Genomic DNA, 13,289 nt, shown 5'->3' with positions numbered 1-13,289 from the left:
GGCGGTGGACCAGGTCTCGGCAGCGGACGGCTCGCGTCTGGTGGCGGTGACGCCGGCGGCTTTGACACCGGCGCAGGCTTTGACAGTGCTGATTTCGGTGGTGGTGGTGGTGGTGGTGGCGATGCTGGCGCTGGCTCGGACTTCGGCGGCGCACGGCTGGCGACCGGCGGGGACTTCGGCGGAGGAGGCCCAGGTGGCGCGGGCCCGGCGGCGGTCGGCGACGGCCTTGGCGGCCTGGGCGTCGGCATTGGGGCGGACGGTAGCGGCGGGGTCGAGGCGGGCTTCTTGGGCGGGCTTGGCCCACTACCAGGTAGCGGCCTGCCAATCCGGTCCGCGACCGACCCCCGCGACGCCGACACGACACGCCGTGCCGCGGGCGCCGGAGACGGTACGTTCGACGACTTCACCGCCGGAGCGGACTTCGGGGGGGTGCAGGTTCCCGGCGGGCCTGCCGACGACGGAAGTGCCGGTGGGCTGATCAGCTCCGGCTTTGGGCCGGGTGGAGTCCGCATTCCCGCCGACGCGCTCGGTAGCGCCGGTGCTGTCGGTTCGCCGGGTGCCGGTTTCGACGTCGGTGGCGTCGATGGGTCCTCGGGCAATGGCTCCGGCGGATTCCTCACTGACGGCTTCGGCGGCGAGGTTCGCATTCCTGGCACGGCCGGTGCGGGAGGTCCGGGTGCCGGGTTTGGAGGTGGTTTCGACGTGGGTGGTGGTGCCGGTGTTGTGGAGCCTGGTCGTGGCGTCGGCGGCTCGTCGGGCAGCGTTTCCGACGGGTACGCGATAGGGGATCTAGGCGGCGGCGTTCGCCTCCCCGATGCGTCATATCTGCCGGGCGCCGGGTCCGCGGCCGTGCCGGACTCGGGCGCGATCGTCGGGCCGTTCGGCACCCCGCCACCCGGATACGCCGGTCCGGATCCGAGCACCGACCCTGTGACACGGATGCTCAGCGCCGCGCAGGAGCCGGGCGCGTTCGTGGCCGTCGGGGGACAGGGCATCGACAACCTGCTGCCGTTGTCCGCTCAGCCCGGTGCCGCGGGTGCTGCCGGCGTGAGCAACTCGGCCGGATACGGCTTTCCGCCGTTCATGCCGCCTATGGGCGGGCTGGGTGCCGCCGGCGGCCAGCAGGCTGAGAAGGAGCGTGAGCGGACGACCTGGCTGGCCGAGGAAGAGGAGGTCTGGGGCACAGACCCTGACTGCGCCCCCGCGGTGGTTGGCCGGGACGACGCAGGCACGCCGGGGGAGCGCACCCAGCGGCCGCTCCCGCCGCGCACCCCTGGCTCCCCGAACGTGCCCACCCGCAGCACGACCCGCATCCGCACCTGATACAGGGAGATGAACATGTCCAGTCCGTTGTACGACCGGATCGAGCAGGCGCACGCCGAGTTCGACCGGGTCCAGGCGACCCTCGCCGACATCCAGGACAGCCTGGGGTCGACTGAGACGACCGCCACCTCGAAGAATCGAGCCCTTAGCGTCACCGTGGACGGCCGGGGCGAGATCAGCGACATCAAGTTCCTGACCAGGTCGTACCGCACGATGCCGCCGGCGGAGCTCACGGCGATGCTCATCGAGACGATCCGGGAGGCCCGGGCGCAGGCTCGCACGGCGATGGCGGAGGCGTTTCAGCCGGTCTTCCCGCCCGGCTCGCCCCTCGCCGACATCATCAATGGGCGGGTCGACCTCGAGGCGATGATGCAGCAGGCCATGGACACGGTGAACGGTTCCGTGCTCGGTGACGACCGGCGGAGCGACGGGCAGGGGGAGCGGCCATGACTGAGCCGCTGCCTGGCGCCGGCGGCGGCAGGTACCTCGCGGCCGACACCGACCGGCTGCGCAGCGAGGCGTTCCACGACTACTACACGTACATGCAGGGGGTTGTCGACCGGCTCGACAGCGACCTCGGCGGCAACCTCCCGGTCGTGCTCAGCGTCCGCTGTGAGGTCGACGAGCAACTTGTTGAGTCCGTCGATCATGGCCTGCCGCCACTGCGGGCGACGCTGACCGACCTGCGGGATCTCTCGGTGGCCGACGGGAGCCGCGTGGACGAACTGGGACGGCGTCTGGCGGCGTACGAAGCCGACAACGTCGAGACCGCAAGCAGCTGGGTCGACGGAGGCAACGTCCACATCTGAGCGATCGGGTGCGGGTAGCTGGGGGGAGGAGGTGACCCGGAACCGATGGGCCTGACGATGTCGGACAAGATGGCCGGCTTTCTCAAATGGGTCACCGGTGAGGACTTTCCAGGCGCGGACGAGGACCGGCTGTTCGCGGTTGCCCAGGCGTTGCACACCGCCGCCGACGGTGTGGAAGGGGCCCATCCGCTGCTGGTCAGTGGGGTACGCAGAGTGCGTGAGGGTGTCTCCGGTCAGGCGGATGACGCTTTCGTCCGCTCGATGCAGGCGTACGTCAACGACTCGCCCGGCTACCTGAAGTCCGGTGCCAGGAACCTCCGCGAGGTCGGTGAAGGGGTCAGCACCTCGGGCACACAGGTGCAGTACACCAAGATCATCATATATATGTCCGTCATTGAGTTGCTTGTCGAGGTCACGGTCGCGCTCGCCATGGCGTGGATCAACCCCGCAGCGGTGCTCGACTGGATGGCCAAGCGGTTCTTCGTGTTTCGGCTGCTGGTTGAGACCTGGCTCGGCCGGCTCATTCTGCACATTGCGATCAACATGGGCGTCGGCGTCGGCCTTCAGGTGCTCATGGACGCCATCGCACAACGCATGCAGATCGCCATGGGCACCCGTGACAAGTGGGACGCGTCGCTGACCCTGCAGTCGGCAGGTGTCGGGGCCTTGGGCGGGGCGATCTCGACGATCCTCGGTCCCGCCGCCGGGGCGCTGGCCGACGCCGCAGGCAAGGCGGTAGGCAAGGTGGTGGGCAAGACGGCCGGCGAAGCCGTCGAGGCAGCCGCCGACCATGCCGTCCCGTCGACGCCGGGCCTGCTCTCACGCGAAACCGTCAAGGACGTCGTCGTGGAGATCGCCAGCGAGGCTGGCGGGGAATACTTCACGGAGGGCCTTTACGGGGTTTCCCAGGGCGTCGGGTGGCAGGTTGGAGGCGTCGCGGCGGTCTCCGGTGTCGTGTCCGGCGGGCTCACCTCGGGTGTCGAGACCGGCGTGCACGCCCTGAAGCCCGGAGCAACACATGGCCCGCGTGATGCCGCCGCCCCGCACGGCACCCCGGCGCACGACGCGCCAGCGGCGGCAGAACCCGTGCACGTTCCGTCCCCCGTCCCGTCGTCTCCTGTCCTGTCGTCTCCGGGTCCGATGCCGGCCGATCGGCCGGCCGCCGGGCCGCCGTCTCACGCCCTGCCGCCACCGTCGGCCCCGGCCGGACGGCTTCTTGACATGCCTGCGGAGCACCTCGGTGGACCGGAGCGCCCATCGACCGCACCGACTCCCGTTCGCGCCGAGCCCACGTCCCCGACGAACTCGGCGAGCACAAGGCCGACCGGCACGCCGGTCGGACCACCGCACGTAAGCGCGCCCGCCGGCGGCGGGCTTCTAGCGCCGACGTCGTACGACGGCGCGCGGCTGGCCACGGGCTCGCCGGTCGACCGGCCGGCGGACGTACGCTCCGTCACACCGCCCCCGTCGGTGCCTGGCCGCGCCGCGGCCCCGCCAGCCGGTTTGTCGACCGACCCGGCGGGCACACCGTCGGCGAACGCAGCGCCGGGTCCGGTGCCCGTGGTGCCCTCGGCCGGTCTGGGGGCGGGTTCGGTGCCCGCGACGCTGTCCTCCAACGGACTGGCGTCCGTTCCCACGTCCCCGGCACAGACCGCCGGGAGTTCGGGACCGGGCCATCCGACGGGGCCGTCCACGGTGGCTCAACCGCCTGCCTCGCCGAGTCCTTCCGGAGAGGTGCGCATGCCCGCGTCGCCGAGTCTGCCCGCACCGACGGTCGCTGCCGGCCCGACGGCCGGGTCGCCACTCGCGTCCGCGCCGGTGGAGGTTGCCGGCGCATCAGTGGACCCCTCAACCCGGCCACCCGGCACGCAGCCGGGCCTTCCACCGGCGGCCGCCCACCCGTCCGTCTCCCCAAGCGCCTCGACCAACATGGCGGCCCAATCGTGGGTGACTCCGGCGGCGGTCACCCCATCGCCGACCGCTTCGCCGACGGTGCCCTTGACGACCGTGGCACCGACAACAGTTATGCCATCGACCGTCACGACGTCACCGAATGCACCGTCACCCGTGGTGCCGGCACCGATAGCACCACAACCTTTGGTCGCTGGTGCATCGCCGTCGACGTCAGTACCGCCATCCGGAACTTCGGGCGCGCCGTCGACGCAAGTGACGTCGTCCGGAAGTTCGGGCGTGCCGTCGACGTCCGGAGGGTCGCCCGCCCAGCCGTCACCCGTGCTGCTCTCGACGGTGGCGTCGTCGACCGCTGCGCCGTCAGCGAGCACGTCTGCCGTTGCGCCGCCACCCGCCGCGGCGCCGGCCCAGGCTCTGACGTCAGACCCGGTGGTCCCGATGCGGTCAACGCCGGCGGTGCCGCCCGGTTCCTCCTCAAGCCTGCCGTCGGGCAGCACGCCTCCGCCGGCGCCGACCGTGGTGCGGCCGGTCGCGACCGGGCCAACCGTCCCCGTGCCGGTGACGGCCGTGCGCACGGAGACGGGTGCGACCGTGGCAGCGTCGGCAGGCGTCGTCGCGGCCGGACGGGAGCCGGCCGCGCCTGCGCGCCCGTCCGCTGGACATACGCCTGTTCCGGTCGAGACGCCAACCGCCGCTCAGCAGAACCCGCAGCATGTATCGGCCTCGGAGGCCCACACGGCCCACACGGCCAACACGGCCGTCGACGGGGACGGGGCGGCTGCGCCGAGCAGCGCTGACGCCGTTTCGACACCCGGCTCACCCCTCGACCGGCGTCTGTCCCGTCGACGGGCCCGCACCGGGACCGGTCAGGGGTGGCTGCGGCACCTGTACAGCGGGCAGCGGACGCCGCGGCTGGTCCCGCAGTGGTTTTCGGCCACGCCAGTCAAAATCCGGTCGGCGGAGCCACCTGTGGGCGTCGACCCGATCGTCCTGAGAGACTACTCCTGGCTGCGGCAGGTCAATTCACAGCGCGGCCGGACGGCGGAGTCCGACACCAACTGCATGATCACGGCGATCGCCACTGACCTCGCGCTCGCCGACGGTGCGGTCTACGCGGCCCCGCCGGACACCATGTCGCCTGCGGAACACCTGGAGAGGTACCGCGACCGGCCGCCGGTGCCGGTGCCGGACCTGCGCAGCGTCGTGGCGGTAATGTCGAGGGCACCGCTGAACTCCCGCGGCATGGTCGTCGTACACCAGCCGGACAAAATGTTCGCGCACGTCTTCAACGTCGTGCACGACAACAACGGCGTCGTCTTCCTCGACGGGCAGGCGGGCGACCTCGCCCAGTTACCCAACGGTCCGAGCAACCTGTTCTTCCTTCCCACCACCGACGGCATCCTCATCGATGGCCCGCGGTGGAGATACCGCGGGTCGCTCGGCGCGACGCACGCACCGGTAGAGGCCGCACTGCTCGACCCCCCGACCGGCTCCCGTACGTCCGGAATGTTCGGCAGGCCGGTCAGCGCGACCGGCGAGTCCGCACCGGACCCGTCCGCCAACTCCACCGGTACCACGGCGGGGGGGGCCGTCCGTAGCGGAGTCCCCAGCTGTAGAGCCTTTCGCGTCGGAGCATGCTGCGCCGCGGGACGCGCCAGCCGTCAAGTCGAGTGCTGACGCCGGGCTGGCGCCCGTGACCGACACCGTCGGCGACGCCGACGTCGCGCAAACGTCCGCCGATCAGTTGCGGTCGGCGACAGCGGAGACCGCAGGCAGCAAGGGACCGGCGTCGGTGGGGCCGGGCGACAGGCCAGCTGACCCCGGTGATACCACTGTGCCGCCCGGCCCAGCTGCCACACCCGGCGAAGCGCCGCCCCCGGTGCGGCGCGTGCGGGAAGAGGCGACCGGAGGCTCTGCGCGGCATGCTGCACTGCCGGACTCCCAGACCGGCTCCCGAGCGTCCGGAATGTTCAGGGGTCTACGGCTGAGCGACATTGTCACGCCCCGCCCGCGTCCCGAGATGTACCCCATGACCACGGTGTCGCGACGCCGCTCGGCCGCCGCCGCACCCGTCCAGGCCGCGGACGGGTCCGCCAGCACTCCTAACACCCCTGGTGGACCCCCGGCCGTGCTGCTGAGCGATGTCGGCTGGGCCACGCGGATGCTGCCGGTGCTGACGATGCTGGTGGAGCAGGCGCAGATCATGGCCCAGCAGCAGTCCGGCTCCGCCGATCACCTGAAGGCGCTCGAACAGGCGGTCGGTGAACTGCGCGAGGCGGTCGGACAGGCCCGGGCCGAGGGCGCGTCGGTGGGCCTCTGGGTCGCGCAGCGACTCGCGGAGGCGACCCCGGAGCAGGCGCAGCGGTGGGTGCGAGAGTCCGGCGCCACAGCAGTGCGGTTGGCGCGAGAGGCCCGTGCCCGCAACGATGTCACACGGTGGCGTGCGAGCCTGCTCTTCGCACACCATCAGCTGTGGGCCGGTGCCCTGGGTCGCGACCCCCGCCAGCTTGCCGGCGACGACTACCTTCCGTTGGTGCAGGAGGTCTTCGGATTCGACGTACCGACTGTCACGCCGGAGCATCTGACCCGACTGGATGCACACATCACGGCGTTGCGGGATGCGAGCCAGCGCATCACTGTCGACGCACTGGTACGGCGCGAGGCGTTCACCCACGTGGAGCAGCGGCCGCTGACTCCCGGGATCGAGGAGCGGATCGCCGCCGTGGTGACCGGTGACCCGACCGCCCGATGGGAGCGGCGGCTGGAGCTGCGGTCGCTTATCTGGGCGCTCCATGAGCTGCGCCAGTCGGGGCAGCCGGCGTTCGGCTTCGACGATGCTCTCCTGGACGACTTCCGGCGTCTGGACCGCGTCGTTGACTCGGTGTACCGCCACTATGACAAGCACCGTGACGGAGAACGGCCACTGCGCCCCGTGGATCTGGGCGACCTCACCATGCTGTTGCGGCACAAGTACGGCGATCGGGTGGCGGTGACCTGGAGAGAGGTGTCGAGAATCGCCGACCGTGTGATCGAGCGCGAGAACAGTTTGATCCCGCGATGGTTGGTCGGCCTCGCTCGCGACGGGGCCGTGCGGGTCGGCCTGTCCCGCACCAGGATGTACCGGCGGAAGGTCGCGGCGGCGGTGCGTGCGGCCGAGAAGCTGCCGGGTCGTACGGACTCCCCGCAGGCGCGTGGCTACGAACGGAACGCGCTGTGGCAGGTCATCACGACGGCGTTGCCGACCGCGCCCGTGACGACGGTGCGCGGGTCGTCAGGTTTCATGCAGTCGTTGGCGGTCACACTGCCGGACCAGGCGGCGCCGATCCACGTATCGGAGGCAGACCTGGACGCGTTGGTGCGGGCACGGCGCAAGCACTATTCCGACCCGCGCGACCGGCGGTTCCGTTCGCAGTCGGACTACGCATCCATGGTGCTGGAGATCCTCGGCCGGAGCGGACCTGTCTCCGCCGCCGACGTGGTGCTCGTGGCGCAGGCAGTGCGGCGGGCCCACTCGCTGCCGCAGGTGGGCCGCAGGATGGCGGGCACCGTGCGGGCCGCGCTGGTCGACGGGGTACTCGCGGGTTGGCACCGCGACATGCCCGGCCCCCGGCCCGCGCCCTCCGAGTCCGACGTGACGCCCGACCACAGCCGCCTGGTCACCGCGTTCCATACGATCGGACCAATGGGCTTCGCGGGGCCGCTGACGGGATGGCTGAACGGGATTGTGCCGTTCGCGGACGGCGCCATCTCGACGACCGTGGTGGAACAGAAGCTGACGTCGCTGTTCGGGCAGGCGCTGGACGATGGCTCCGACATCCCGGTCGATGCTGGCGGGCGTACGTTCGACGTGCGGGTGTGGGCGGTGCCGACGGCCCCGCCGCAAGTGCGGCATGACAGCCTGCTGCCATTCAAGAGCCCCGGGAGCTCGCGCTTCGCGGGCAAGCAGGAGAACCGGATCTATCGGTATCTGGATGCCGCCCAGTCGTTGGCGCGCAGCGCCGGTTGGTCAATTGACGCCGGTGTGGCCTACCGGGCCGGGCTCGATCCGCCCAAGCCCAGTTCACTGGGGCTGGCCAACGGGGAACTGGCGCTGACTGGCGGCTACGCGACCTCGTCGGGATCGCGCCAACTGTCGGGAGTGGCGCGCTCCGACTACCAGTTCCTGCGGATCAAAGAGCCGTTGGGCTGGGTCGATCTGCCGGTCAACTGGGTGGCGCGAGTCCAGGATCGGGCCACCGGCCGCTGGCAGGACTTCACCTGGCTGGGGGAGGACGGGCGACCGAGGGCCGACACGGTGGCGTACTCGGTGGCGCAGTTCCAGTTGCCGTACACGGTGAACGAGGTCAGCACCCTCGACGCTGCGCTGGCGGACAACGTCGATCCCGGCTACCTACAGGCCCGATCGATCACCGCACCGGAGCAGTTCCCGCTGTGGGACCTAGACCATGCGGTGTCGCGGATCCAGCTGGCGGAGAAGGTGCTGACCCAACTGCGGCTGGCCCGCACGCAACAGGGCGAGCCGGTGCTGTCGGTGGCGGACTACCTATTCTGGAAGCCGGTTCTGGAAGCATACGTCACCAACGACACGGTCGCGATGGGACTGGCCGATGTGCTGCGCCCACCCGCCGGCCGTGACTTCCAGCAGGTGTTCCGGGTGGTGCTGGAGCGTGACGGCCGGCGTCTCAGCCTCGCGCTGTCCGCGGACGCCGCCCAGCCCATCACCTCGGTCACGCCGATCAGCGAGGTATCGCGTAGCGGCGAGACAAGGTTCGACCGCATCCTGGCCGTGGTAGCCAAGTCACTGCTCAGCCGGGACCTCTCGAAGACCGTCCGCCTCACCATGCCGGGCCGGTTGCGCTTCTTGGACAAGATCTTCAGCGTTGGTCTGCGTGGCCAGTACAGTCCGTGGCGACGGGGCGAGCAGCACACCCGGAACCATCGCGCTTGGCTGACCCGGGCCAAGCGGGTGGTCGGCCGGTTGCAGGTCGTGCTGCTCGACTTCACGGTCCGCCTCGACGTCACCCATGCCACCGACGGAGGCCCGACCAAGACCGGCACGAGCGCGATCGACGGTTATGCGCACGCCATGGTCGCCGCCGCCGACCTGCGCAGGTTGGGACTTGCCAATGAGGCCAAGCTGGACACCCACCGTGCGGAGGATCTCGCAGAGGACACTGCGATACGGGACCGTAGGAGCCGGGACGCGACCAAGACGTGGTGGAACCTTGGCGCCGGCTTCGGCCTGGGCATGGACTTTCTGGAACGCCTCAGCGGAGTCGACCAGCTCTACAACGAGATCGTCACCGTGCTGGTCGAGCGCGACTACCTGCCGACCGAGGCGAGGGGTGGGGAGGGACGGACTCCGTGGGAGGTCCTGCAGCAACTGCCGCTCACGGGCGCCACGCTGAACCGTCCCGGGCCGCAGTACCGCAACTGGTTGAGCCTCGTCGAGCAGTTGTCTGAGCGCGCTTTACGCACGCGCGGCGACGACCTGCTTGACATGGACGCCAACGAGTGGGGCGTTACGTTGACGTTCCCGTCGCCCACCGAGCCGACCAACCGCAGCCGCGACCTCGTCGTCGGCGTGTGGGCCCAGGTCTCCGGCGCCGGGCGGCACGACGGTGTCCCCGGTTACCAGGTGCAGTACGGCCACACCAGCGTGGACGCAATGTCGGGCAAACGCACCTCCGGGCAGACCGCCGAGGTCTCGGGCTACGTGGGCGTCGACCTGTTGTCGCTGCACACCGACGACCTTGAGGAGGGTCTCCCGCTGCGGGGCCAGGCGGGCGGACAGTACTCGAACTTCCGTACGCAGCGGTTCGGACGCACCCAGTCCACCGCGCTGACCTCCGACACCGATGGGCAGAAGATGCCCAGCGCGCGGTACTTGGTGCCCATCCGCTGGCATTGGGCCGCCGAGCGCAACGCGATCCGGATCGCTGCGGGCAGCTTCGATGGGCAGGCCACACTGCTGCAGCCCGACGAGTTGCACGATCGCCCGGACGCGATGGACCATCCGGCGCTGCGCGGCAGCGACGGCGAACCACCTGACCTCCCCGGTGCCGCGCCGACCGAGCAGGCCGGTCCTTCCGTGCTGATGGACATGGCCGCGGCGATTTACACGGTGGTCGGCGCGACCGGTGTCGGGGATCTTCGTGCGGCGGTCGTCGCGCAGGAAGCGGGAATCGAGTCTGCGCCGGCGCGCCGGGATTTGACCAAGTCGGTATACAAGGCGGCAGCGCTGCGCGGACTGGCCGGTGCCGCGACGATCCCGGTCGGGGGGCAGGAGCTGTCCCTGGCGACGGAACCGGTCGGCCGGCCCCGTGTCGAGAAGGTTTGGTTTCCGTACAGCCAGCAGGTTGTGGAGAGCCAGGCGGGTAAGGAGCAGAGCAGGGAAGCGGGCGCGTTCGGGGGCTGGTCGGTCGTCGGCGGAGTGGGCGTGCCGTACATCGGCGCGGCGGTGAACCGGGCCCGCGACACCGGCGCCGGCACTGCCGGCGCCGACCTCTACACCGTGGGTTCGTACCGCGGCGTCTATCAGGACAAGCGGATGGCGGTGGTGCGCACCGCGGTGGTCAATGTTGTGACGTTGCCCAGCGGGAGGGTGGTGCGACGCAACGGAGAGCTCGTGCTCAATGTGTTGTTGCACGACGTTGTGGTGCGTGCGGACGAGTTCGACGATCCCGGCGGACTTCTGGCACCGTATCGGACGGGCTCACCTGACCAGATTCGGCCGGCGCTGGTCCGGGCGCTGGGGACGGACTTCGACGCACCGGTCAGCGTCCAGCACGGGTTCTCCTGGTCTGTGACGTGGCCGCTGCTGTACGGCGGTGCCGTGAGCCTCGCCGTCCCGAGCCGGTTGACGACCGAACTGGCCCATGCGGCCGAGCGAGTCGGGGGACCGGAGTTGGCGCTGCAGGTGAGGTCCCTGCCGACCTGGCTGAGCCCGAACATGCCGAAACTGCGCGACGGCGGCGCCAGATGGGAGTTCTCTGTCGGCAGCCGGCGGTTCGAGGTGTTCGTGACGGCAGAACTGGAAGGTCCGGCCCGTGCCGCGCGTGAGGGAGGCAGCGGCGAGAAGCTCTACGCTCGCGGCAACCAGTACCGCGACTCCGCGAGCAAGGACATCGGCACCGCGACCCGCGGCGCGGGCCTAGTCGGCAGTGGGACTGGCGGGGCCACCGAGCACAGCGAAGGCATCGCAGCGACGGTCAATGTGTCAGGCTCGCAGACCACCCGTGTAGACGGGTCGGCCACACGCGGTTCCAATCTCCTGTTCATGGTCGGTCTGCGGGCCAATAAGCTCCGTGACTTCAACCAGGCCGTGACGTTTCACTACCGCGTCCGCGAGATCGTCGGTGCCTGGAACACGGTGGGGGACAAGGGACGCGCACTGATCCACCGGCCCGTACCGCCGCGCGTGATTAGAGGCAGCGTCACTGAGGAACAGGTCGTTGCGGCTCCTGCGGAGGGCAGCCTGCCACGCGGGCAGGCGCCGCTTGGTGCCGGTCTGCTGCTGCGCGACGTATTGCCCGACGGGTACCGTCTCACCGGTATCTACGGGCTGCAGAACATCTTCACCGCGGTCAAGGAGACGGCGGGTGCGCGCGAGCGGGACGTGGCCGGGATTCCGGTCGCCGACGACCAGCTCACGTTCGAGAACTTCCCCGACCGGCTGCCGGCGATGTTCACCGCCCAGGGCAGCCGGATCCGCGCGGTGGCCACCGCCGACAAGGTCGTCGACCGCAACGGCGCCGACATCCGGGTCAAGGCGCAGTTCGGCCCGATGCAGCAGCTGTACTTCATGGAGAAGGCCGAGAACGAGCGCTACGACCACGGCACCGACCAGGCCGCCATGGCGGAGACCGTCAACGAGCAGACCAAGCAGGAGATTGCGGGCAACCTCACCGTCATCCCGGCCGATCCGGCGGCGATGGGGCGGCTCGGTCCCAGGGTGGTGTACAGCTACCAGCGCGGTCAGACGACAGCGACCGAGCGGACCGATTGGATCGAGCACCGGGCCTGGCTGCGTTCGGACACCTCGGTCTACTTCATCTACACCACGCTCACCTTCGACGTTATCGTTGGCGGCAGGCAAGTTCGGACCAGCGGTGCGGTTGAACTGGCCGTCGACCAGCAGGGCGCGCTGCAACTGGGCATCCCGCTCGGCATGCTCAAGGCGGTGGTACCGCAAGCACTCTGGGCCAAGGAGTTCCCCGGCGACTCGACACCGGCCCTTCCGACACCCGCTCACCGGTCGTCGCTGTCGGCGCGGCGGGTCCACGCGGACGTTGTGCGTCGCTACCGCGATGCCGTCGACGCGCTGCATCGGCTGGTTGAGGACGATGCGGAATACGAGGCGTTTCCGGAGTTGGCGTCGCCGGTACTGGTCCGGACGGCGCAGCAGGGCATCGATCCGATCGTGGAGCGTGACTATTCGTTCTTGTCGCTGGTCAACCCATACCGGAACCTGCTGGAGGACGCGGCCACCAACTGCGTCATCGCGGCAATCGCGACGGACGTCGCGCTCGCCGAGGGTGCGGTGGTCATGGCGCCGCCCACCACGATGGAACCCGCGAGACACCTCGAGAACTACCGCGGCCGCCCGCCGGTTCGGGTGCCGGACCTGCGCACGATCGTGTCCGCCATGGCACAGGCGCCGCTGAACTCCCGTGGCATGGTCGTCGTGAACCTGCCCGATCGGCCGTACGCGCACGTCTTCAACGCGGTTCACGACGGTAACGGCGTGGTCTTCCTCGACGGGCAGGCGGGCGACCTGGCCGAGGTGCCCACTGGTGAGGTCGAGCTGTTCTTCCTGCCCACAACGGATGGCATCGAGGTGGACGGTCCATCGTGGGCGTTCCGTGGGCAGCTCGGTGCGACCCACGAGTTCGCACCGGACAGCTCGGCCGACCCTGCCGGCCCCGCCGCGGACTCCTCGGCCGCGGAGCTTGCTGGTACGCGGGAGGCGCGAGTCGGCGAGCCGAACGCTGACGACGGGCCGCCGTCCGTGACAGACATCGCCGATGCCGCGCCTCCGTCTGTGACTGACATCGTCGGCGCCGCGCCAGCGCCCGCCGAGCCGTTGTTGTCGGCCACCGCGGAGATCGCAGACAGCGATGTGCCGTTGGCGGTGGGGGCGAGCGAGGGCCTGGTCGGTCCGGGTGATGCAGCGGCGGCGCCCGCTGAACCGTTGTTGTCGGCCACCGCGGAGATCGCAGACAGCGATGTGCCGTTGGCGGTGGG

General features: G+C 70.2%; 4 protein-coding genes and 1 pseudogene. All 5 read left to right on the top strand.

Features of this window, described 5'->3' with window-relative positions; translation table 11 throughout:
- Positions 1–1,323, top strand: a pseudogene (locus ABZS66_RS11495) (hypothetical protein); the annotation flags it as partial.
- Positions 1,324–1,338: 15 nt separating this feature from the next.
- On the top strand, positions 1,339–1,773 hold the full coding sequence (locus ABZS66_RS11490; RefSeq protein ID WP_354757021.1) for a YbaB/EbfC family nucleoid-associated protein: 435 nt from the start codon (positions 1,339–1,341) through the stop codon (positions 1,771–1,773).
- On the top strand, positions 1,770–2,132 hold the full coding sequence (locus tag ABZS66_RS11485; RefSeq protein WP_354757020.1) for a hypothetical protein: 363 nt from the start codon (positions 1,770–1,772) through the stop codon (positions 2,130–2,132). Before ABZS66_RS11490 ends, ABZS66_RS11485 begins: the two co-directional genes overlap by 4 nt.
- 45 nt (positions 2,133–2,177) lie before the next feature.
- Complete coding sequence (locus tag ABZS66_RS11480) at positions 2,178–5,720, top strand: toxin glutamine deamidase domain-containing protein (protein WP_354757019.1); 3,543 nt, start codon at positions 2,178–2,180, stop codon at positions 5,718–5,720.
- A 451-nt stretch (positions 5,721–6,171) separates the two neighbouring features.
- Positions 6,172–13,289 (top strand): toxin glutamine deamidase domain-containing protein (locus ABZS66_RS11475; protein ID WP_354757018.1); only part of this gene is annotated, 7,118 nt, incomplete at its 3' end.

The sequence above is a fragment of the Dactylosporangium sp. NPDC005572 genome (assembly GCF_040605515.1).
Classification (GTDB): domain Bacteria; phylum Actinomycetota; class Actinomycetes; order Mycobacteriales; family Micromonosporaceae; genus Dactylosporangium.
Note: the sequence above shows the minus strand (reverse complement) of the source record. Positions and strands in the feature narration are given on the sequence as shown.